Below are 23224 nucleotides of genomic sequence, written 5' to 3' on the forward strand. Positions count from 1 at the left end.
CGCAGCGCCCGACCGCCCCCTCGGGCGGGCGCTTTTGCAACGTCTCAAGCTATTGAAAACGCGGACGTGTTTGGCTGGCATAAAGTGCGGTCCACCGAGGTTGCTGCGCCCACCCGGCGGTCGGGCACCGCGCGGCTCATCTCGTTAACACCAAAGGTCCCCTCAAGGCGCACCCCCGACCAAATCCCCCCTGTGCACCCCTGCACGCCCCCTGCGCGGTGCTATGGCTTATCCCTGCCGTCCTAGCACCCTACCTTCCGACCAAAGAAGGAGACCATCATCATGGGCCAACTGGTCAACGGCATCTGGCACGACACCTGGTACGACACCAAATCGACTGGCGGCAAATTCGTCCGCTCGACCGCAAAGTTCCGCAACTGGATCACCCCGGATGGCAGCCCCGGCCCCTCGGGCGAGGGCGGCTTCAAGGCGCAAAGCGGGCGCTACCACCTCTACGTCGCCTATGCCTGCCCCTGGGCCCATCGCACCCTGATCTTTCGCAGCCTCAACGGTCTGGAGGATCACATAGGCGTGTCGGTCGTGCATCCCGACATGCTGTCCGAAGGCTGGGAATTCCGCACCGACTTTGCCGGCGCCACCGGCGACCGGCTCTACGGGTTGCCCTATGCCCGCGACATCTATCTCAAGGCCGATCCCGAGATTTCCGGCCGCGTGACGGTGCCGATCCTCTGGGATACCGAGCGCGAGACCATCGTCTCGAATGAGTCGTCCGAGATCATCCGCATGTTCAACTCGGCCTTTGACGGGATCACCGGCAATACCGATGACTATTGGCCCAAGGACCTGCGCGACGCCATCGAGCCGGTCAACGAGCGCATCTACGACACCGTCAACAACGGCGTTTACAAATCCGGCTTCGCCACCTCACAAGAGGCCTACGAGGCCGCCGTCTATCCGCTCTTCGACAGCCTCGACTGGCTGGAAGAGCACCTGTCGCAGAACCGCTACCTGATGGGCGAGAGGCTGACCGAGGCGGACTGGCGGCTCTTTACGACCCTCATCCGGTTCGATCCCGTCTATCATCTGCATTTCAAGTGCAACCGCCACCGGATCGTCGATTACCCCAATCTCTGGGGCTATGTCCGCGAACTTTACCAATGGCCCGGCGTGCGCGAGACGGTGGATTTCGACCACATCGTGCGGCACTACCATTACAGCCATGACACCATCAATCCGAACCGGATCATCCCGATCAACCCGCGCCCCGATTACGACGCACCGCACGGGCGCGGCTGATCGCGGGCTCGCGTGCCGCGTTTGCAAAACCGGGAAAACTTGCTAAGGCACCTGCAACGCAATTTGGTCCAAGGATTCCCGCCCATGAGCAGTATCATCGACATCCATGCCCGCGAAATTCTCGACAGCCGGGGCAACCCCACGGTCGAGGTGGACGTCACGCTCGAAGATGGCACCATGGGCCGTGCGGCGGTGCCCTCGGGGGCCTCGACCGGCGCGCATGAGGCGGTGGAGCGGCGCGACGGCGACGCCGCCCGCTACCTCGGCAAGGGCGTGCTGGAGGCTTGCGCCTCGGTCAATGGCGAGATTGCCGAGGAACTTCTCGGCATGGACGCCACCGAGCAGGTCGCCGTCGACATGACGATGATCGAACTCGACGGCACCCCCAACAAGGGCCGTCTGGGCGCCAACGCGATCCTCGGCGTCAGCCTCGCGGTCGCCAAGGCGGCGGCGGATTATTCCGGCCAACCGCTCTATCGCTATGTCGGCGGCACCTCGGCGCGCACCCTGCCGGTGCCGATGATGAACATCATCAATGGCGGCGAACATGCCGACAACCCGATCGACATTCAGGAATTCATGATCATGCCGGTCAGCGCCTCCGACATCCGCGACGCGGTGCGCATGGGCGCCGAGGTGTTCCACACCCTGAAAAAGGAACTGTCGGCGGCGGGCCTCGCCACCGGCGTGGGCGACGAGGGCGGCTTTGCCCCGGCCTTGTCCTCGACCCGCGACGCGCTCGACTTCATCCTGAAATCCATCGAAAAGGCGGGCTACACACCGGGCGACGACATCTGCCTCGCCCTCGATTGCGCCGCGACCGAGTATTACAAGGGCGGCAAATACGAGTTTTCCGGCGAGGGGCTGAGCCTCTCGAGCGACGAGAATGTCGCCTACCTGCAAAGCCTGGTGAACGACTACCCGATCATCTCGATCGAGGACGGCTGTTCCGAGGATGACTGGGACGGCTGGGTGGCCCTCACGCAGGCCATCGGCGACCGGGTGCAACTGGTCGGCGACGATCTTTTCGTCACCAACCCCACGCGCCTCGCCATGGGCATCGAGAGGGGCGCGGCCAACTCTATGCTGGTCAAGGTCAATCAGATCGGCTCGCTCACCGAAACGCTTCAGGCGGTCGAGATGGCGCATCGCGCGCGCATGACCAACGTCATGTCGCACCGCTCGGGCGAGACCGAAGATGCCACCATCGCCGATCTGGCCGTCGCCACCAATTGCGGGCAGATCAAGACCGGCTCGCTCGCCCGCTCGGACCGGCTGGCGAAATACAATCAACTGATCCGGATCGAGGAAATGCTCGGTGAGACCGCAATATACGCGGGCCGCTCGATCCTGCGTTAACCAACGTCGCTGCTAGCCAAACGGGCCGGGCTCTCTCAAAGCCCGGCCCGTTTTCTTCGTCAATCCAGATATCAGCGGCAGGGCGCCGTGTAATAGGTGCCATCACCGCGCGCATAGGCGCAATTGCCGTTCTGCCTGTTTTGCGCCACGACCGTCCCGGCAGCCGCCCCACCAAGCGCGGAGATCACTCGCCAATCGTCATCGGCGTCAAGCACCTCGGCGGCGATCAGGCCAGCAGCGGCCCCGCCTGCGGCCCCGGCAACGGTGCGCCCCTCGGTTGACATGTTCGCGCAGGCCCCGAGTGCGAGCGTGGTCAGACCTGCGGCGAGAAGCATCCAAAGTTTCATTCCGATCTCCTTTCTCTGGTACACGGCAGGCCCTTGCGGCACCCGCCGGGGCGGCACATTGGGCCACCTCACGACGCTGCAACGCGCAACCCCGCGCACATGTTCCATCGCCGCCCAAAAGGCTTCGGCAATAATCGGCTGGTCATGCAGCACGGTGCCAAGCGAGCGGGAGAAGGGCGTGGCCTGAAGCTTCGATTTGACTTTGCCCCCGCGCGGAACCAAGGCGTGCTTGCACGCCGCCGCTTATGGCCACCCTCACCCCACACTCCATCATGGGGCCTTCACGCATAACGGCCCAAAAAATCTCCGCTGTCCTGAAACTCTCCCCCGCGCCAGACGTGACTCCTGATGTGCGCCGCCGAATGGGCTGCGGTGCCGGCCTCGCGCGGCATCCCGAATGACGCGCTTGAACGGGGCCAAGACCTGTGCGGTGCGCGCATGTGTGACCCAGTGGCGTGTACGTTTCCGAGTTCCGATGGTTCAGATACACGCCAATCCCCCGGAGGGTATCAATGCCCCCACTCCCGGGGGGAGGCGGCTCAGCCCGTGTATGATTTGCAGAAGTGGACCAGTTGACGGGTTGAGCCGTCCTTGCGGGTGGTGTCGCTCCCCTCCAGCAGCGGCACCATCTCGCCCGCCAGAACCTTGCCCAGTTCCACCCCCCATTGATCGAAGGAATTGATCCCCAGGATCACCCCCTCGACAAAGACGCGATGTTCATAAAGCGCGATGATCTGCCCCAGCCGCCGGGGCGTCAGCCGGTCATAGATCAGCGTGACCGAGGGCCGATTGCCCGGAAACACCCGGTGTGCGGCCTGCCGTTCCAATTCGGCCCCGGAAAACCCGGCCTCGCGCATCAGGGCGCGGGCCTCGTCGATCCCGCGCCCGCGCATCAGCGCCTCGGATTGCGCCAGGCAATTGGCCACCAGCAGCCGGTGATGCTGCGCCAGTTCAGGCTCATGCCCCTCGACCGCAACGAGGAATTCGCAGGGCACCACGGCCGTGCCCTGATGGATCAGCTGATAGAAGGCGTGCTGCCCATTGGTGCCCGGCTCGCCCCAGACCACGGGGCCCGCGGGGCGCGTGAGCGGCGCGCCGTCCATGCGCATCCGCTTGCCATTACTCTCCATCTCCAGCTGTTGCAGATAGGCGGGCAGCCGCGCCAGACGCTGATCATAGGGCAACACCGCGCGGGTGGCGTATCCCATGCCCTGATGATGCCACAGCCCGACCAGCGCCAGCATCACTGCCATGTTCTCCAGCGGCGCGGCATCGCGGAAATGCCGATCCATTGCCTCGGCCCCGGTCAGGAATTCCTCGAACCGCTCCGCCCCGATGGCGATCATAAGCGGCAGGCCAATCGGCCCCCAGACCGAATAGCGCCCGCCCACGTAATCGCCAAAGCCAAAGACACGAGCCGGGTCGATACCCCAGTCGGCGGTCTTGTCCAGCGCCGAGGAGACGGCGGCGAATTGCCGCCCCGGATCGACGCCCGCGCGCTCCATCCACGCCCGCGCGGTGGCGGCATTGGTCATGGTCTCGATGGTGGTAAAGGTCTTGGAGGCGACGATCACCAAGGTGGTCGCCGGATCGAGCGCGCGCAGCGCGTCGGCGATATCCGCCCCGTCCACGTTCGAGACGAAATGACAGCGCGGCCCGTCGTGATAAGGCTTGAGCGCGCGCACCGCCATCTCGGGGCCGAGATGGGAGCCGCCGATGCCGATATTGATCACATCGGTGATCGGCCCCTGCCGGATCTCCTCGGCAAACGCGGCCATCCGGGCGCGGGTGGCGTGGATGCCGGGCATGATGTCTTCACCGTCCACGGTAACAGCCCCGCCCGAAAGATTGCGCAGCGCGGTATGCAGCACGGCGCGCCCCTCGGTCTCGTTGATCGGCTGCCCGTCGAACATCGCCGCGCGGCGCTCCGCAACGCCCGCCGCCCCGGCCAGACGCAACAGCGCATCGCGCGCCGCCTCATCGAGTGCGGTCTTGGAATAATCCAGCAGCATCCCGTCAAAGCGCACGGAAAACGCCTCGGCGCGACCTGCCGTCTCGAACAAATCGGCAATACTGCTCCCTGCCGCAGCCTCAGCCGCACGCTCCACCTCTGCCCACATGCCAGCCGCCTCCGTCACGGTGCCCAATGCACGGTCATGTCGTCCAGCACGGCGGCGACCGGGGCCTCCACGGGCCGCGTATGCTGCGCGCGTTCCACCGCGCGGCGCTTCTTGTCGCCAGTGATCACCAGATGCTTGGCCACCGCCCCGTTCAGCACCCGTGCCGACAGCGTCACGCGCGGCTCCTCTTCCCCGTCGACGCGCATCGGCACAAGGATCGGCGCGCGCCGCTCAAGCGCCGCCTCCAGATTGTCGGCCCCGGGAAAGAGCGACGCGGTATGCATGTCCTCGCCCATCCCCAACAGGCAGACATCAATCGGCAACGCGGGCGAGATATTGGCCTCCAGTTCCGCCAGCACCTCTTCGGGGTCTTGCGCCTTGGCATAAAGCGGCAGGTAACGCGCCGCCGCCGCACGCCCGGTCAGCAGCCGCTCGCGGATCAGCCGTGTGTTGGAGCGCACATGCACCTCGGGCCGCCAGCGCTCGTCGCTCAAGAGCACATCCACCCGGTCCCAATCGAGCCCGGTCTCACACAGCGCATCGAAGACCGGGCCCGGCGTCGTGCCGCCGGGCACCACGAAAAGCACGCGCTCCTCATTGGCAAGCGCGGTGCGCAGGGCGCTTGCCAGTTCATCGGCAAGGCCAATGGCCAGCATTTCGGCATCCGGATAATCGATGATGTTCATGGTCGTATCTCCCGCCAGCGCCGCCCGTCGCGATGCATCAGCATGAGCGCGTCATCCGGCCCCGAAGAGCCGCTCGCATAGGGCAATGGCGCATCTGATTGCTCGTCCCACTCGGCGATGACCGGATCGGTCCAGGCCCAGGCCGCCTCGACCTCGTCACCGCGCATGAAGAGCGTCTGATTGCCCCGGATCACATCCATGATCAGCCGCTCATAGGCATCCGGGAAATCCGCCTCCTCGGGTCCCAATGCTTCTGCAAAGGTCATATCGAGCGGCACGTCGATCAAACGCATGCCGCCCGGCCCCGGTTCCTTGATCGTGACACCCAGTTCGATCCCCTCATTGGGCTGCAACCGGATCGTCAGGATGTTGTGATGCCGCCCAGCATCGGCGCCGAAGATCGAATGCGGCGCGTCCTTGAACATCACCGCGATCTCGCTCGCGCGCTCCTTGAGGCGCTTTCCGGTGCGCAGGTAAAACGGCGTGCCCGCCCAGCGCCAGTTGCTGATATGCACCTTCAGCGCCACGAAACTCTCGGTCAGGCTGTCGGCATTGCCGATCTGCGCGCGGTAACCCGGTTGCGCGTCATCGCCCTCATATTGGCCCCGCACGACGCTCTCCGGCTCCACCGGGTCGAGCGCGCGAATGACCTTGAGCTTTTCGTCGCGCACGGCATCGGGCTCAAACTTGGCGGGCGGCTCCATCGCGATGAGACACAACAGCTGCATCATGTGATTTTGCACCATGTCGCGCATCGCGCCCGAACTGTCATAGTAATCGCCGCGCCCGCCGACGCCCACGCTCTCGGCCACGGTGATCTGGATATGATCCACATACTGACTGTTCCACAGCGGCTCAAAGAGGACATTGCCAAACCGGATCGCCATCAGGTTCTGCACGGTTTCCTTGCCGAGATAATGGTCGATCCGGTAAATCTGCCCCTCATGAAAATGCCGCGCCAGCGTCCGGTTGAGGGCGCGGGCGGTCTCCAGGTCGCGGCCAAAGGGTTTTTCCACCACGATGCGGCTCTCGTCATCGGCCATGCCGTGCTTGTGCAACCGCTTGGCCAGATCGCCGAAGAGCGACGGGCCGACCGAGAAATAGAACGCGCGGATGCGATCGGCGCGCATCTTGGCCGCCAGATCGGCCCAGCCCTGCGTGCCCTTGGCATCAAGGGTCACGTAATCCAGCATCTTGAGAAACCCCGCGAGATCGGTCTTGCGGCCCGCCTCCTCGCCACCGAATTCAAGGATCGCCTCGCGCACCATCTCGCGATACGCCTTTGCATCCATCTCGCTGCGCGCGGCCCCGATCAGGCGCACATCGCCCTCGATCTGACCGGCGACATAGCGGCGAAAGAGCGCCGGCAATATCTTGCGCCGCGCCAGATCGCCCGTACCGCCGAACACCACCAGATCGAACGGATCGACCGGGATCACCCGAGACGCCATGCCTGTCTCCTCAGATTGCCGCGCGCCCATCTCTTGGGCGGTGCGCGTATCGGCACGACTGTAACATGTCGCTGCGGCTTCACAATGGCGTCAGCGCCCTTCCCTTGCCAGATCGTGAGAGATAGCTCACACATATCCGGAAAGGAGCGATCCAACGCATGAAAGACAGCCTCAATATCCCCGCCAATCAAGGCAAGTTTCAGGATGCCGCACGCACCGCTGATGGTCAGCCGCGCGCTACTGTGCCGCTCAGCCATCCTGAAACGCTGTGGTTCAACACCGGGACCTTGTGCAACATCGAATGCCGGAATTGCTATATCCTGTCCTCACCGACGAATGACGCGCTCGTCTACATCACCGAATCGGAGGTGCGCGATTATCTCGACCAGATCCGCGCGCGCGACTGGCCGGTGACAGAGGTCGGCTTCACCGGCGGCGAGCCGTTCATGAACCCGCAGATGATCGGCATGGCACGGGCGGCTCTGGAAGCGGGCTATGAGGTGCTGATCCTCACCAACGCGATGCGCCCGATGATGCGCAAGACGATGCGCGCGGGCCTGCTCGATCTGGCGCAGACATGGCGCGACAGGCTGACCCTGCGCATCTCGGTCGATCACTGGTCCGAGGCCTGCCATGACGAGGAACGCGGGCCGGGCACCTTTGCCCGGACCATCGACGGGATGTGCTGGCTGCGCGACAACGGCATCCGCATGACCGTGGCCGGCCGCACCGTCTGGGGCGAGACCGAGACAGAATCGCGTGCGGGCTATGCCCGGCTCTATGCCGAACACGGGTTCGAGATCGACGCCCATGATCCCGCCGCGACCGTGCTCTTTCCCGAGATGGACGAGAGCGCCGAGGTCCCCGAGATCACCACCGCCTGCTGGGATATCCTGGGCAAGTCACCGCGCGACGTGATGTGCGCCTCCTCGCGCATGGTCGTGAAACGTAAGGGGGCCGAGAAACCGGCGGTGCTGGCCTGCACGCTGCTGCCCTATGCGCCGGAATTCGAGATGGGCGAGAGCCTCGAAGAGGCCGAGCGCGATGTCGCCCTCAACCACCCGCATTGCGCCAAGTTCTGCGTCCTCGGCGGGGCCAGCTGCTCGGGCTAACCCGGCCCAACCAACGCACAAGGCGTTTGCAAACACCTTGCCACGCGCTTTGCAAAGCGCGTGTCGCACCACACCCCCACGGCTCGCACCACAAGGCGTTTCCAAACGCCTTGGACGCGCTTTGCAAAGCGCGTCCCGCCCGGCTCAGGTCTCGCCCAGAAAGCGCAGCACTTCCGCCCCGGTCTGCCGGGGATGGGTCATCGGCCCCATATGCCCGGCCCCGGCGATCACCGCGCGCCCGGCCTGCGGCAGGCGCGCCGCCAGCCCTTCGTTGATCGCCGTGATGATCGCAGGCGACGCGCTGCCCTCCAACAGTAGCACCGGTGCTGCGACCCGGGCCAGCGCCCCGCTGGCCAGCATACCGCCCGCATCCTCGTAGAGCGCCGGGCCCGCCGCCTCGATCAGCGGCATCTGCGCCGCCAGCCCCGCGCGCACCGCGCCAGGCAGATCGTCCCAGGCGCGCCCGTCGCCCCAGACCCGCAGAAAGGCTTGCGCCGCCGCCGCCATGTCCCCCGCGGCGATCCCCTTGTCATAGCCCGACATCTCGAGCGCGTGGCGCGCCCGCATCTGCGGATGATCGGCCAGCGCCACGGCAAAGAACACCGGCTCGTAGAGGATCAGGGACCGCACCAGCCCGGGATGCTCGACCGCCAGCCGCAGCGCCACCGTCGCGCCAAAGGAATGACCGATGATATCGGTGGGCCCGGTCAGGAACTCCGCCGCGATCGCGGTGCTCAGCGCCTGTATCTCCTGCGCGCCATCCCACGGCGCGCTCTGCCCGTGTCCCGGCAGATCGGGCGCGGTCAGATGCAGCACCCCGCCGAGGCCGCGCATGATCCCGCTCCAGCTGCCCGAATGCGACAGCGAGCAATGCAGCCCCAGCGCCGCGCGCCGTCCGCGTCCGAATTCGGTCCAGTAGGTCGGATGGCCCGCGCGGCTCGCCTTCGGCATGACCTCAGAGCTTGCCCGCCAGATGCAGGTCGAGATCCTCCAGCCGGTCCTGCCCCCAGAACGACTGACCGCTATCGACCACGTAGAACGGCGCGCCGAACACGCCCGCATTCACCGCCTCTTCGAGATTGGTGGCATAGGTCTCGGCCCCGCTCAGCAGGCCCGTATCCGCGAGCGCCGGATCGAACCCCGCCTGTTGCAGGCACTCGCGCACCACCGCATCCTCTGCGATATCTCGCTCCTCGGCCCAGCAGGCGCGCAGCACCGATTGCACCAGCGCGCCGACATCGCCGCCGCCCGCGTTCTGCGCGGCGATGATCGCATAGGATGACGGTGCCGGGTTGGTTGGCCAATGTGCCGGTTTGAGATTGAGCGGCAGGCCGCGTTTTCTGGCCTGTCGCGGCAACTCCTGCGCGCGATAGGCATTGCGCGACGGGTGGCGCTCGGCGGGGGCCGTGCCGCCGGTACGCGCAAACAGCGCCATGATGTCGAGCGGCTTGTAGGTCACGCTGGCACCGTGCCGGGCCGCGATTTCTTCCAGCCCCGCGCCCGCCAGATAGGCAAAGGGCGACAAGGTCGAGAAATAATAATCTATATGGGCCATTTCACCGTGCTCCCCGTTCGCATCGCTTTGCGTGACGTTAGGCGCATGCTAAGCGGTGTGCAACATCACGAATCTGTCACATGGATCATTCCGGGGACCACATCATGCCTTCCACACCGCAACCCAAGCTGATTTCCGGCAATGCCAACATGCCACTCGCCAAGGCCATCGCGCGGCGCATGTCGATGCATCGGGGGGTCGATGTCGGGCTCTGCGATGCGCGGATCGAACGGTTCAACGATCAGGAAATCTTTGTCGAGGTCTACGAGAACGTGCGCGGCGAGGACATGTTCATCATCCAGCCGACCTCGAACCCGGCCAATGACAACCTGATGGAACTGCTGATCATGGCCGACGCGCTGCGCCGCTCCTCGGCCAAGCGCATCACCGCCGTGATCCCCTATTTCGGCTATGCCCGGCAGGATCGCCGCTCCAAGGCGCGCACCCCGATTTCAGCCAAGCTTGTCGCCAACATGATCGTAGAGGCGGGGATCGAGCGGGTGCTGACCATGGACCTGCACGCCGCCCAAATCCAGGGCTTCTTCGATATCCCGGTGGACAACCTCTATGCCTCGCCGATCTTCGCGCTCGACATCATGACCCAGTTCAAGGGCACGATGGATGATGTGATGATCGTCTCGCCCGATGTGGGTGGCGTGGCGCGGGCGCGCGAGTTGGCCAAGCGGATCGAGGCACCGCTCTCGATCGTCGACAAGCGTCGCGAAAAGGCCGGTGAAGTGGCGGACATGACGGTGATCGGCGACGTGACCGACAAGATCTGCATCATCGTCGACGACATGTGCGACACCGCCGGCACCATGTGCAAGGCGGCGCAACTCTTGATCGACAGCGGCGCACGCGAGGTGCATGCCTATACCACACATGGCGTCATGTCCGGCCCGGCGGTGGAGCGGATCACCAATTCGGTGATGAAATCCATGGTCATCACTGACACGATCCAGCCCACCGAGGCGGTCAAGGCCACGCCCAATATCCGCATCATCCCGACCGCCCCGGTCTTTGCGCAGGCGATCCTCAATATCTGGAACGGCACCTCGGTCTCGTCACTGTTCGAGACCCCGACGCTGGAGCCCGTCTATGAGGGCCAATTCGCGGGCTGAAGACGGGGGCTTGGGCCGTCGCGCATCGCCGTAGAGGGCTAAGGCTCGCGCAGCGCTTCCTGGCTTTTGTAAAGCGGCTTGAGCAGGTATTGCAGCACCGTCTTCTCGCCGGTGTGCAACTCCACATCCGCCTGCATGCCGGGGCGGATCTCGATTCCCGCCTGCCGCGCGGTCAGCGCCCCCATGTCCACCATCAGCGTCACCTTGTAATGCGGGTTGCCGTCGGGGTCGCGGGCGCGCTCGTCCTTGAACGTATCGGCGGAAATGAAATCCACCCGGCCCTTGAGGGTGCCGTAGATCGTGTAGTCATAGGCCGTCAGCTTGATCGTCGCCTCCTGCCCGCGCCGGATATTGGCGATGTCGCGCGGCTCGACCCGCGCCTCGACATGCAGCGCCTCATCCAGCGGGATGATCTCGAGGATCTCCTCGCCGGGGCGCACCACGCCGCCAATGGTGGTCACGCTGAGATTGTTGACCACCCCGCGCATCGGGCTGCGCAGCACGGTGCGGTTCAGCTGATCCTGCCTGGCCTTGAGGGTCTGGCGCAGCGTCGCCAGTTCCTTAAGCACCTCGGAATAGGCCTCGGCGCGTTCCAGTTCGGCCTGCGTGACGATCTCGTCATAGCGCTTTTCGGCATCGGCATGGGCCTTGCGCGCGCGCGTGACCTCGATCAGCGCGACGATCTTCTGCGCCAGCAGGTTCTCCAGCAGGCGCTTTTCCTCAGCGGCCTGCGCCATCACCCGCGCCGCCCCCTCGCTGCGCTTGACGTAATCCTCCTGCCGCGCCCGCAGCAGCGCCCGCTCCGACGCGACCATCTCGGGCGCGCGCCCGGCCAGCGCCTCGGGCACCTCGAAATCGAATTGCCCGGCCAGTTCCGCCTCCAGCCGCAATTGCCGCACCTCCAGCGCCGCGATCTGGTCGCGCATATCGGCGACCTCGCTCTGGAACCGGGTGTCGTGCAACCGCGCCAGCACATCGCCGCGCTCGACCACGTCACCCTCCTGCACCTGCAACTCCGCAAGGATACCGCCTTCGAGGTTCTGGATGATCTGCGGGCGCGAATTGGAAATGAACTCTCCCGGCGCGCGCACGATCTCGTCGATCCAGGCCAGCGACGCCCACAGGACAAAGGCCCAGACCGTCAGCGCACAAAGCCAGATCATCAGGCTCGGCCCGCCCATCCGCGCATTGAGATCGGCGATCACATGGGCCGCGCTGCGATCGGTGGTGTCGCTCATCTCATGCCCCTCCCGTCGTGGCACCGACCTGCGCCAGATGCGCCAGCACCTGATCGCGCGGGCCATCGACGGCCATCCGCCCGGCCTGCAGGATCAGTGTGCGGTCGGTCAGGCTCAGGATCGGCATGCGGTGCGTGGCGATCACCGCCGTGCGCCCCGATAGCCATGTCTCCAACCGGCTGACCAGCGTGCGTTCCAGCGTCTGATCCAGCGCCGCCGTCGGCTCGTCCAGCAGGCAGATGGCCGGGTCCTGCAACCACAGCCGCGCCCAGCCGATGCTCTGCCGCTGGCCCTGGCTCAACCCCTGCCCGCCATCCAGAATTTCAAGGTCGAGGCCCTTGGGATGGCCCTTCACGAACGGCCCCAACCCGGCGAAATCCAGCGCCTGCATCAGCCGCGCGTCGTCACGCTCCAGCAGCGTCAGGTTCAGGTTCTCGCGCAGGCTGCCGGTGAACAGCCGCACATCCTGCCCCAGATAGCCGACCAGCCGCCGCAGGTCGCGCGGCGCGATCTGCCCCATATCGGTGCCGTCCAGCATCACCCGGCCAGAGGACGGCGCATAAAGCCCGGCCAACAGCTTGAGAAAGGTCGACTTGCCCGACCCGTTGGTGCCCAGCACCGCGATCCTCTGCCCCGGCTGAATGGCCAGCGCGGGGATATCCAGCACCGGCGCGGCCTCGGCGTCATAAGTGAATTTCACCTCGCGCAGCTCATAGCCCCCGCTCAGCCGCTCGCGCCGCAGATAGCTGCGTCCGGGTGCTGCGTCCTGCTCGGCATGGGCGATCGAATCGAGCCCCTCCAGCGCCGATTTGACGTTGCTCCAGCGCGACAGCGTGCCCGAAAGTTGTGTCAGCGGGGCCAGCGTGCGGCTGGTGAGAATACCCACCGCGATGATCGACCCGACCGTGAACTCCCCGGCAAAGACCAGATAGGTGCCCATGATCACCGCCGCGATATAGGTCGCCTGCTGCACGCCCTGCGCCCAGAAGGTCAGCACCGATCCCAGCCGCCGCTGCTCGCTCGATTTCAGCGCCTGCAGCGCGGTCAGATCGCCCCAGATACGGCGAAACCGGTCCTCGGCGCGCTGCGTCTTGAGCGTATCAAGCTCGAAGATCGCCTCGTGCAAGAGCCGCGCGCCGCGCGCGCCCGCGCCCTGCATCTCTTGCGTCAGCCGCATCATCCGGCGCTGCACCAGCAATCCGGGGATCACCATCACGATCCCCCCGGCGATCAGCACCCAGACCACATTGCCCGCAATCGAGGCGACCAGCGCCAGAAACACCACGACAAAGGGCAGGTCGGTCAGCGTGCCGATGGTCGACGCGGTGAAGAACTCGCGCACCGACCCAAATTCCCGCATTGCCGAGAAAATCTGCGACGGGCTGCGCCCCGCCAGTTCCGAGCGCATGCCCAGCACCCGGTCCATCAGCAGGCGCTGCACATTGAGCTCGATCTGCCGCCCCGCGCCATCCATCAACTGCGCCCGCGCGATCTTGAGCCCCGCCTCCAGCAACAGCGCCAGCCCCGCCCCCGCCGCCAGCACCCACAGCGTCGCCTCCGACTGATGCGGAATCACCCGGTCATAGACCTGCAACGCAAAGAGCGCGACCGCCACCGCCAGCAGGTTCGCCACGAACGACCCAACGGCGACCTCGGCGATATGCCGTTGGAAATTCCTGAACTGTCCCCAGAACCAATGCGCCTCGGTTGCCGGAAGGTCATGCGCCCGGCTGAGGCTTTGGGCGGGCATCTCGGCGCGTATCAGCGTGCCGCTGAAATAGGGCGTGAACTCGGCCAGCGGCACCTCGGCGCGCTGATCGGCACAGCTTGTGTCATGCAGAATGAGGGTCCCGCCCTCCTGCGTCAGAACCAGCACCAGCTTGCCCCGCGCCATCTGCGCGATGGCGGGCCAGCATGCCGGGTCGGGTGCGCGCACCTCCTCGACCCGCGCGCTCAGCCCGGCGGCGCGCAACCCCTGCGCCAGCGCAGCAGGGCGCGGCGGCTCACCCTCGGCGCGGTCGGCGTCACCCGCTACCATCGCCTCGAGGATGTCGCGCTCGACCGCGTCAAACCCCAGCGCCGCGGCATAGGCCGCGCCCAGCCGCGCGCGCGCCTCGGCGCGCGGTCCGAACCGCGCGGAGGGGGCCTGCGGCGCGGCTTGGGCGGTCTTGACGGTCAGGGCAACGGGGGCTTGGTTCAAATCCGGCTCCCCTCGGCCAGCACGCCCAGATGATCGGCCAGTTCCAGCCGCGTGCGCGCCAGATCGTATTTCAGCGCCAGCGCCCGCACCTGCCGTACGGCAAAGGTCTCGTAGACGCCGACCACATCCATAACCTGCCGCTGCCCGGCATCGTATTGCCGCTGAAACAGGTCGAGATTGGCTTGGGCCGCGTCGCGCAGCGTGCTTGCCTCGCCGACCTGCCGCGCCAGCGCATCCAGCCGCGCCTCCAGCCGCTGCACCACCCGGTCGCTGTCCTCGCGCGCCTGGCTCAGCCGTCGCGCGGCGGCTTCTTTCTCGGCCTCCACGGCCTTGAGTTCGGCACCGGTGCCCAGCCCCAGCAACTGGTCTGAGCGGATGTTGACCCCCAGATCACCACCATCGCCCAGCGTTCCGCCCGCCGTGACATTGGGCAGCAGCCCGCCGCGCGCCACCATCGCGCCCGCGATGTCGCGCATGCTCTCGGCCTCGGCCCGCAGCACGTCGAGCGCGGGCACAACCCCCGCGCTCACCGGCACTTCGCTCAGCCCCGCAACCCCGCTCAGCGGGCGCGCGGCCATGGCGTTCAATTCTGCCAGCGCCGTGCGCTCGGCCTCGGATTGCTGCGCGATCACCTCACGGATTTCCGCCAACCGGCTGCGCAGCACGTTGAGGTCCGACATATCTGAAACACCGCCCTTGACGCGCTCCGACATGATCCACTCGAAATGTTCCAAATCGCTCAGCGTGCCCGCCTCCAGGCTGCGCCGCTCGCGCGCCTGTGCGGCATCGAGATAGAGCGTAAGCCCGGTCAGAACCCGGTCATTCACATCCTCGGCCAGCGTCACGGCGGCGACCTCGACATCGGCGGCGGCCATCGCGCGCTCGGCCTTCTTGCGGCCATTGTCGAACAGCACCTGCTCGACGATCAGTTGCGAGACGATGTCGCTCAGACTGCTCAGGCTGATATTTGGGCCGATCTTCGGCAGCCAGTTCTTCGACGCCGCCTCGGCCCGCAGCCGCGCCGCCAGAAGGTCCGACTCGGCGCTGCGGCTATAGGCGGCCAGCACTGCCTGCGCCACCTGATCGAAACTGCCCCCCTCGGGCAGCACCGACCGGCGCGCCTGCAACTCTCCGATGATCTTCGAATGCGCCTCGGCCTTGCTGCGCGCCACAGTGTCGGGCCGCGCGGTGTCGGGGCCCGCACCAAGGCGTGACACCTCGCCGCCCCCGGCACCGCCCAGACAGCCCGCCAGCATCAGGCTCATGCCGCCCGCCAGAAACGCCCTTGCCGCGTGTCCCATTATCCTGCCCCTCGACCTTTTTGCGGTCTTGTGATTGGGGGCGCGCGCCATCTCGTACCCGCGCCCCGGTCTTTCCGGCTCAGGTGATGGTGTTGATGTCTTCGTCCACCACGACCGTCGCGTCGTTCCCCAGCGTGTAGACGTCAAAGGTCTGACCGTCGATCTGGGTCTGCCCCGCCGCCTGCGCGCCGGTGATCGTCACCTGATCGTCGGCCCCGCCCTGCACGACCACCTGATCGCTGTTGCCCGACAGGCCGCGCAGCTGCGCCTCGGTCAGGGTCAGGTCCGCCTGATCGCCGAACCGCAGGTCGATGGTCTCGATGTTGAAGCCCGCAAGGTTGGGGTTGGTCACATCGACCACCTGCGTGTTGGTCTCATCAAGAACCACATAGGTGCTCGACGCGTTGCCACCGGGATCGGTCCCACTGACCACCAGTTGCGAGCCGTCGGGCACCGAGGCAGGCCGCCCCGCCCCATCAAGAAAGAAGTAATCCGTCTCGCCGGTAAAGCTGTTCTCCTGCACACCGAGGTCCAGTTCGCGCACATTGCCACCGGCATCGACCTGATGAATGGCGATCTCGTCCTCGCTGGTCTCCACCGTTGCGTTTCGATAACCGTCGCCCTGCCGGAAATAGCCGACGATCCCGGGGGTATCGGGGGCGACGGTGTCGATGGCAAAGCTCTCGGTGATCCGGTCGGTATTGCCAGCCCAGTCGGTGGCGATGACGACCATGTCGACCGTGCCTTCCTGCGCGGGCACATCGCGCCCCGGCACCTCGACCGACCACACGCCGTTCGGGGCCACCACGGCATCATAACTGCGGCCAAAGACCTCGACCTGCACCGACGATCCCGCCTCGACCTGACCGGTCAGGGTAACGCCCGCACCGGCCTCGGCGATGTTGACCACGTTATCGGCGGTCACCGGTCCGGCATGATCCAGTGCGTTGACAAAGGTATCGACCCGCACGGTGTCCTCGATAAAGGCGGTATTGCCCGCCGGATCGGTCACATCCACGCGAATATCGGCATCCCGCTCGCCGGGCGCGATCTCGTTCGGGCCAAAGCTTGCGGTCCAGTTGCCATTGCCATCGACATCCGCCTCGTGGCGCACCCCGTCGATGGTGACAAAGACCTGACTGCCAGCCTCGATCGTGCCTGTCACCACGAACCCGCCGGTGGCCACGTCATTGTTGATGACGTCGCGCCCATCGGCCCCGATGGCAAGGTTGAGATCCTCCAGCGACAGATTGTCCACCTGCGTGTCGACCTGCACGGTGCCCGCAACCTGCGTCTCGTTGCCAGCGGCATCGACGGTGCGCGCGGTCACATCGGCCTCATGCACCCCGCGCGTGATCTCGCCGGAATTATAGCGGCTGCGCCACTGCCCGGTCTGATCGGCGCGCACGCTATGCTCCACCCCGTCAAGGCTGACGATCACCGTCGCCCCGGGATCGGCCTGCCCGGTGACCAGAACACCGGCATCCGCCTCGGCGGCGTTGATCACCCCGTCACCGCCAATCGCGGCGGCGTTCAGCGTCAGATGCCCGGCCTCGGTATCCACCGCCACGGCCTGCCGCAATTCAGAGATGTTGCCCGCCGCATCGGTCGCTGTCGCCACCACATCGGCACTGTAGGTGCCGCCCGGCACCTGCGCGCCGCTGAAGGTCGCGGTCCAGCTGCCATCCGCCGCCACCACGGCATTGACCGTGCTGCCCGCGAACTCCACCACGACGGAGGAGCCCGGCTCGACCTGCCCGGTCATGCCAAAGCCACCGCCCTGCTCGGCGGCGTTGATCACGCCATCCGCGCCACCGGGATTGCCCTGCATGTCGAAGTCACTCACCTCGGTGTCGATCCGCACGGTTGCACTGGTCTGGCTGGCATTGCCCGCGGCATCCACCGTGCTGGCACTCACCGTGGCGTCATATTCACCGCCCGGCAGGCTGCCCGCCTCATAGACCGCGCGCCAGGTGCCATCGGCCCCGGTCACGACCTCGCGGCTGACGCCATCGACGGTCACGATCACCGTCGCCCCGGCTGTCGAGGTGCCGGTGATTTCCACACCGCCCGCCGCCTCGTCGAAATTGACCACACCGTCGCCACCCACGGCCCCGGCATTGATCGAAATCGGATGCGGCACGGTGTCGATCTCCACAACATCCGTCACCACGGTGGTGTTGCCGAACCCGTCGGTCGCGGTGATCGTCACCTGCGCTTCGCGCTCGCCGCCGGGCAGATCGGCGGGATCGAACAGCACCTGCCACGCCCCGGCATCATCGACCACGGTCTGCGCCTCGACACCATCGACCACCACCAAGATCCCGGCCCCGGGCTCGCCCGTGCCGCTGATCTCGACGCCATCCTCGTGATCGACAAGGTTCACCACATGGCCCACCGCCTGCGTGCCCTCTTCGACCGCGATATCGGGCGGCGTCAGATCGATCACCACATCCGGCCCGGCCAGCGTGGTCTCGGTCCCGTCAGGCTCGGTCACCACGACAACGACCGGATGTGTGCCATCACCGGGGAACGTGTCATCCTCGAACGTCACCTCCCAGTCGCCCTGATCGTCGGCCTCGGTGGCGATCTCCTCGTCCCCGATGGTGACCACGACCTCAGACCCCGGCTCGGCCCGTCCGGTGATCGAGATCGACGGATCGTCGACATCATCCCCGGCCACCGTGACCACACCGTCCTCGTTGACCACCGGCTCGATCCGCGCGCGACCACCACTGCCGCCGCTGTCGCCACCACCAACGGCCGCTGCCGCGGCCAGACCCGCCGCACCGGCACCGCCGACCCCCAAAAGCCCGCCACCGGCCAGCAGACCGGCACCCAGCATCGACACTTCCTCGTCGGCGGCGGCCGCAACCACCTCGTTGCCACCAAGGAAGATGAGATCGTCATCCGGGCTCCACTTGCCCCACTGCTCGGTCGGGCCGTATTGCGCATAGACCGCGCCATCCGCCCCGTCGATCAGCGTCACCTCGTTGAGATACCCGTCCGCCGAGATGAACAGACGGCTCTGCGCGCCGCCCTCCTCCGCGAAATACCCGTCGAGCACCACCACCCGGCCATCCGCCAGGTTGATGATCAGGTTCGACCCGTCGCGCGCATAGCCCGCGATTTCCGTCTGCCTTAAATTTAGAGAAATTTCCTGTCCGTGCGTTGCCGGTATGACTGTGACACCATCCCCAACTGACACCGAACCACGCTGTGAAATACCCGCATCTGTGCGGGTGACAAAATCAATCACCTTCATGACACCACCACTCTGACCTCAGACTACAGACGCTTGTTTTTTATGCGCCCTTTTTATGTGGCCACAATTTAGCCTTTTTTCGGTGCCATCGCTAGATGTTTTTCAAATGCAACCCACAAATTATGCGTTTTTCCAATATATCTTGATGTTCAGGCCTATATTCGGCCTACCCCGCCACACGCCTGAGTCGATTATGCAACAGGCAGCACAATTATCACCCGCCTCGCCGGGCAAATTTCCCCGGACAAGGACTTGACGGGGCCGCACAGGATCAACAAGGTCATACAGTTTTCAAACCGCACCACTGACCAAGGACATCGATGTGAGCACGCAACTCTCCGATACCGTAGCACTCCTGCGCGATCTCATCGCCTTTCCGACGATCTCCGAGGTCAGCAACCTCGACATGATCGCCTATCTCGCCCACCGGCTTGAATCGCACGGCGCGCGCGTCGACATCTTCCATGACGAGATCGGCCACAAGGCCAATCTCTTCGCCACCATCGGCCCCGATGACGTGGATGGCGGCATCGTGCTCTCAGGCCATTCCGACGTGGTGCCGGTGGCCGAACAGGACTGGGCCAGCGACCCGTTCGAGCTGATCGAACATGACGGCCATCTCTACGGGCGCGGCACCTGCGACATGAAGGGCTTTATCGCCGCCGCCTGCGCAATGGCCCCGATCTTTGCCGAAAAGGTCCGCGACCGCCCCGTTCATTTCGCCTTCACCTATGACGAAGAGGTCGGCTGCTTTGGCGCACAGGCGCTGGTCGACAGCCTGAAAAAGCGCGGTATCCGACCCGGCGTCGCGATCATCGGCGAACCCACCTCGATGCGCATCATCGAGGGCCACAAGGGCTGCTACGAATACACCACCCATTTCTGCGGCCTCGCCGGTCACGGCTCGCATCCCGCGCGCGGCGTCAACGCGGTCGAATACGCGGTGCGCTACGTCAACCGACTGCTGGAACTCAAGGAATCACTGCGCTTCCGCGCGCCCGCCGACAGCCGCTTCGAGCCGCCCTGGACCACGATCAACACCGGCTCGATCAGGGGCGGCGTGGCGCATAACGTGATCGCCTCGAACGCCACCATCGAATGGGAAATGCGCCCCGTCACCCTTGCCGATGCGGAATTCGTCAAGGAGGACATGCGCCGCTATTGCGAAGAGGTGCTGCTGCCGCGCATGTGCGGCGTCCACCCCGAGGCCAGCATCACCACCGAGGTGATCGGCGAGGTCGACGGGCTGGAACCCGCAGAGATCAACGAGGCCAAGGACATCATGATGGAACTCACCGGCCGCAACGGCGCGGAACTCGTGCCGTTCGGCACCGAGGCGGGGATATTCCAGCAATACGGCATGTCGGCGGTGGTCTGCGGCCCCGGCTCCATCGACCAGGCGCACAAGCCCGACGAATACGTCGCTCTCGACCAGTTGCAGCAATGCCTCGACATGCTCGGACGCCTCGGCGACAAGCTCGCGGCCTGACGCGATTCCGTTAGGGAATTCGGTCGATCCAAGTCATACTTCACCCCATCCGCTCAGCCACCGCAGCGTGGCGGGCGTCGCATATGGGGGGACGGTATGACACTCAAGGTTATCGGCTCGGGTTTCGGGCGCACCGGCACCATGTCCACCAAACTGGCTCTGGAAGAGTTAGGCTTCGGCCCCTGTCATCACATGCTGGAGGTCATGCAACGCCCCGACCAGCCGGCGCATTGGGCCGCTATCGCCGCCGGTCGCCCGATTGACTGGCGCAACGTCTTCGATGGCTTCAACGCTCAGGTCGACTGGCCCGGCGCTGCCGTCTGGCAGCAGACGATGCACGCCTTCCCGGAGGCCAAGGTGATCCATACTGAACGCCCCGAAGAGGATTGGTGGCGCAGCTTCAGCACCACCATCAGCAAGTTTTTCACCAATGCCCCCGGCATGGACCTGCCGCCGCATATTCAGGACATCTTCCGCACCATGTCGGGATGGTTCCTGAAGGACACCTTCGAAGACCATACCGACCGCGACTGCGCCATCGCCGCCTATCGCAGGAACAACGCCGCCGTTCGCGAACAGGTTCCCGCTGACCGCCTGCTAGTCTTTCGGGTGACTGACGGATGGGAGCCGCTTTGCGATTTTCTCGACGTGCCGGTGCCAGACACGCCGTTTCCGCGCAGCAATCCGCGTGACGAGTTCTGGGCGCATTTCGGCGGCGAGCCTGCCTGAACGCCTGACGCCTCAGACCCGCCGGAAGGTCAGGTAATGCGGCACCCGGCCCTCGCGCAGGGCCTTTTGCTCGTATCGCGTCGATATCCAGTCATCCCACGGCTCCCGCCAGTCGGCAGGCCGCTCCGCCAGCCACTCGAACTCGTGGCGCGGCACCTCTTCCAATGTCTGGCGCACGTAATCCGGAATGTCCGTCGCGACCCGGAAAACGGCACCGGGCTTCAGGCATCTGGCAAGCGGAGTTAAATGCTGCTCGGTCACGAAGCGCCGCTTGTGATGGCGTTTCTTCGGCCATGGATCAGGATACAGCAGAAACGCCCGCGAGATGGACTGCTCCGGCAGCACGTCAAACATGTTGCGGACATCGCCGGGATAAACCGCGACATTCTGCGCGTCGGCATCGCGGATCTTGCCCAAGAGCATCGCCACGCCGTTGATATAGGGCTCACAGCCGATGATCCCCACGCCCGGATTCTCGACGGCCTGATGCACCATATGCTCGCCCCCGCCGAACCCGATTTCCAGCCAGACCTCCCGATCCCCGAAAAGCGCTTTCAGATCAATCGGTTTCCGCTCGGGGTTCACGTCCCAATCCACCGGTCCGGGCGACAGCTTGCCCAGGTCCTCGGCCAGATATTCCTCTTGCTTGGGGCGCAGGGCCTTGCCCTTGAACCGGCCGTGAAAATTGCGCCACGGCGCGCCGGTCGGGTGCTTGTCCTGGCTCATGCGGCTTCAACCGGCGCGTGACGATCACGCACCGGCCCCTTGATCAAACGGATTTTTTCAGCGCCTCGACCAGATCGGTGCGCTCCCAGCTGAACCCGCCATCATCGTCGGGCGCGCGCCCGAAATGACCATAGGCCGCCGTGCGCGCATAGATCGGACGGGTCAGCGACAGATGCTCGCGAATACCGCGCGGCGTCAGATCCATGTTCTGCGCAACCGCTTTCTCGATCTCCGCCTCATGCACCTGACCGGTGCCATGCGTATCGACATAGATCGACAGCGGCCGCGCCACGCCGATCGCATAGCTCAGTTGCAGCGTGCATTTCTGCGCCAGACCTGCCGCCACAATGTTCTTGGCCAGATACCGCGCCGCATAGGCCGCCGACCGGTCCACCTTGGTCGGGTCCTTGCCCGAGAACGCGCCGCCGCCATGCGGGGCCGCCCCGCCATAGGTATCCACGATGATCTTGCGCCCGGTCAGGCCCGCATCGCCGTCAGGCCCCCCGATCACGAAGGTGCCCGTGGGGTTCACATGCCATTCGGTATTGCCGGTGATCCACTCTTTCGGAAGCACGTCCGTGATATAGGGCTCGACGATCGCACGAATATCATCGCTGGTCTGCGCCTCGTCGGTATGCTGCGTCGACAGCACAAGCTGCGTCACCTCGACCGGCTTGCCATCCTCGTAACGCAGGGTCAGCTGCGACTTGGCATCAGGCCCGAGCGTCGGCTCGGTGCCGGATTTGCGGACCTCTGCCAGGCGCTTCAGGATCGCATGCGAGAACAGGATCGGCGCCGGCATGAGGGCATCGGTCTCATCGACGGCAAAACCGAACATGATGCCCTGATCGCCCGCACCATCGCGGTCCACGCCTTGCGCGATATGCGCCGACTGCGGATGCAGCATGTTGTGCAACTGCAAGGTATTCCAGTGAAATTCGTCCTGCTCGTACCCAATATCACGCACGCAGTCGCGCACGATCCCGTCGATCCGGCCCATGAAATCCGCAAGCCGGGACTTGTCCGACAGCCCCACCTCACCGCCGACGACCACGCAATTGGTGGTGGCAAAGGTCTCGCAGGCGACACGCGCGTTTTCTTCCTCGGCGAGAAACGCATCGAGGATCGCGTCGGAAATCCGGTCACAGACCTTATCCGGGTGCCCCTCCGAAACGGATTCGGAGGTGAAAAGGTAATTCTGTCTTGCCATGAAAGTGCTCCATTGTGTTTCACCGCCACGCCAGGAAGCCGTTGTGACGGTTGTGGCG

Annotated in this window: 18 protein-coding genes and 1 riboswitch; of the genes, 6 read left to right on the plus strand and 12 right to left on the minus strand. The window is 65.3% G+C overall.

What is annotated here, in order from left to right:
• Window positions 1-282 precede the first annotated feature (282 nt).
• Window positions 283-1257 carry a glutathione S-transferase family protein gene (locus tag RID11_RS09675; protein ID WP_350138232.1) on the plus strand — a complete coding sequence of 325 codons (975 nt, stop codon included), beginning with the start codon at window positions 283-285 and terminating at the stop codon, window positions 1255-1257.
• Between the two features lie 84 nt (window positions 1258-1341).
• Window positions 1342-2616 (plus strand): phosphopyruvate hydratase, encoded by a 1275-nt coding sequence (eno, locus tag RID11_RS09680; RefSeq protein WP_350138235.1) that lies wholly within the window; start codon window positions 1342-1344, stop codon window positions 2614-2616.
• Window positions 2617-2687: 71 nt separating this feature from the next.
• Here eno and RID11_RS09685 read toward each other — a convergent pair whose 3' ends face one another.
• The 4 genes from RID11_RS09685 to zwf form a co-directional block, all read right to left on the minus strand.
• Window positions 2688-2963 carry a glycine zipper 2TM domain-containing protein gene (locus RID11_RS09685; protein ID WP_350138237.1) on the minus strand — a complete coding sequence of 92 codons (276 nt, stop codon included), beginning with the start codon at window positions 2961-2963 and terminating at the stop codon, window positions 2688-2690.
• Window positions 2964-3502: 539 nt separating this feature from the next.
• On the minus strand, window positions 3503-5083 hold the full coding sequence (gene pgi / locus RID11_RS09690; RefSeq protein WP_350138239.1) for a glucose-6-phosphate isomerase: 1581 nt from the start codon (window positions 5081-5083) through the stop codon (window positions 3503-3505).
• A 14-nt stretch (window positions 5084-5097) separates the two neighbouring features.
• Window positions 5098-5769: a 6-phosphogluconolactonase gene (pgl, locus tag RID11_RS09695; protein WP_350138241.1), complete on the minus strand. Its 672-nt coding sequence runs from the start codon at window positions 5767-5769 to the stop codon at window positions 5098-5100.
• On the minus strand, window positions 5766-7220 hold the full coding sequence (zwf, locus tag RID11_RS09700; protein WP_350138245.1) for a glucose-6-phosphate dehydrogenase: 1455 nt from the start codon (window positions 7218-7220) through the stop codon (window positions 5766-5768). Before zwf ends, pgl begins: the two co-directional genes overlap by 4 nt.
• Window positions 7221-7378: 158 nt before the next feature.
• On the opposite strand from zwf, the gene RID11_RS09705 reads away from it, so the two are divergent.
• On the plus strand, window positions 7379-8332 hold the full coding sequence (locus RID11_RS09705) for a radical SAM protein (protein ID WP_350138248.1): 954 nt from the start codon (window positions 7379-7381) through the stop codon (window positions 8330-8332).
• A gap of 144 nt (window positions 8333-8476) precedes the next feature.
• Here the strand turns inward: RID11_RS09705 and RID11_RS09710 are convergent, their stop codons facing one another.
• Together RID11_RS09710 and RID11_RS09715 are read right to left on the minus strand one after the other, a co-directional pair.
• Entirely contained in the window at window positions 8477-9283 is an 807-nt protein-coding gene (locus RID11_RS09710; protein ID WP_350138251.1) for an alpha/beta fold hydrolase, read from the minus strand.
• Between the two features lie 4 nt (window positions 9284-9287).
• Entirely contained in the window at window positions 9288-9887 is a 600-nt protein-coding gene (locus tag RID11_RS09715) for a 2-hydroxychromene-2-carboxylate isomerase (RefSeq protein WP_350138253.1), read from the minus strand.
• 104 nt (window positions 9888-9991) lie between these two features.
• Between RID11_RS09715 and RID11_RS09720 the strand changes: the two genes are divergently transcribed.
• On the plus strand, window positions 9992-11008 hold the full coding sequence (locus RID11_RS09720; protein WP_350138255.1) for a ribose-phosphate pyrophosphokinase: 1017 nt from the start codon (window positions 9992-9994) through the stop codon (window positions 11006-11008).
• 38 nt (window positions 11009-11046) lie between these two features.
• Here RID11_RS09720 and RID11_RS09725 read toward each other — a convergent pair whose 3' ends face one another.
• The 4 genes from RID11_RS09725 to RID11_RS09740 form a co-directional block, all read right to left on the minus strand.
• The gene (locus tag RID11_RS09725) at window positions 11047-12246 is read right to left on the minus strand and encodes an HlyD family type I secretion periplasmic adaptor subunit (protein WP_350138258.1); all 1200 of its coding nucleotides are present in this window, start codon (window positions 12244-12246) and stop codon (window positions 11047-11049) included.
• A gap of 1 nt (window position 12247) precedes the next feature.
• Window positions 12248-14446: an ATP-binding cassette domain-containing protein gene (locus tag RID11_RS09730; RefSeq protein ID WP_350138260.1), complete on the minus strand. Its 2199-nt coding sequence runs from the start codon at window positions 14444-14446 to the stop codon at window positions 12248-12250.
• Window positions 14443-15747, minus strand: a complete 1305-nt coding sequence (locus RID11_RS09735; RefSeq protein ID WP_350138262.1) for a TolC family protein — start codon at window positions 15745-15747, stop codon at window positions 14443-14445. The genes RID11_RS09730 and RID11_RS09735 overlap by 4 nt, the downstream gene beginning before the upstream one ends.
• Window positions 15748-15826: 79 nt before the next feature.
• Window positions 15827-19012, minus strand: coding sequence for an Ig-like domain-containing protein (locus tag RID11_RS09740; protein WP_350138266.1), 3186 nt, complete (start codon window positions 19010-19012; stop codon window positions 15827-15829).
• A gap of 322 nt (window positions 19013-19334) precedes the next feature.
• Here RID11_RS09740 and argE point away from each other — a divergent pair, with 322 nt between their 5' ends.
• Both argE and RID11_RS09750 read left to right on the plus strand, forming a co-directional pair.
• Window positions 19335-20501, plus strand: a complete 1167-nt coding sequence (gene argE, locus RID11_RS09745; RefSeq protein ID WP_350138268.1) for an acetylornithine deacetylase — start codon at window positions 19335-19337, stop codon at window positions 20499-20501.
• Window positions 20502-20597: 96 nt separating this feature from the next.
• A complete protein-coding gene (locus RID11_RS09750; protein WP_350138271.1) occupies window positions 20598-21230 on the plus strand; it encodes a sulfotransferase family protein in 633 nt (210 codons plus the stop codon).
• Window positions 21231-21242: 12 nt separating this feature from the next.
• Here RID11_RS09750 and trmB read toward each other — a convergent pair whose 3' ends face one another.
• Both trmB and metK read right to left on the minus strand, forming a co-directional pair.
• Window positions 21243-21956 carry a tRNA (guanine(46)-N(7))-methyltransferase TrmB gene (gene trmB, locus RID11_RS09755; RefSeq protein ID WP_350138273.1) on the minus strand — a complete coding sequence of 238 codons (714 nt, stop codon included), beginning with the start codon at window positions 21954-21956 and terminating at the stop codon, window positions 21243-21245.
• A gap of 43 nt (window positions 21957-21999) precedes the next feature.
• Window positions 22000-23166: a methionine adenosyltransferase gene (metK, locus tag RID11_RS09760; RefSeq protein ID WP_350138275.1), complete on the minus strand. Its 1167-nt coding sequence runs from the start codon at window positions 23164-23166 to the stop codon at window positions 22000-22002.
• Window positions 23167-23171: 5 nt separating this feature from the next.
• Window positions 23172-23219, minus strand: a riboswitch (SAM-SAH riboswitch).
• Between the last annotated feature and the right edge of the window lie 5 nt (window positions 23220-23224).

The sequence above is a fragment of the Roseovarius sp. genome (genome assembly GCF_040219995.1).
Lineage (GTDB): Bacteria > Pseudomonadota > Alphaproteobacteria > Rhodobacterales > Rhodobacteraceae > Roseovarius.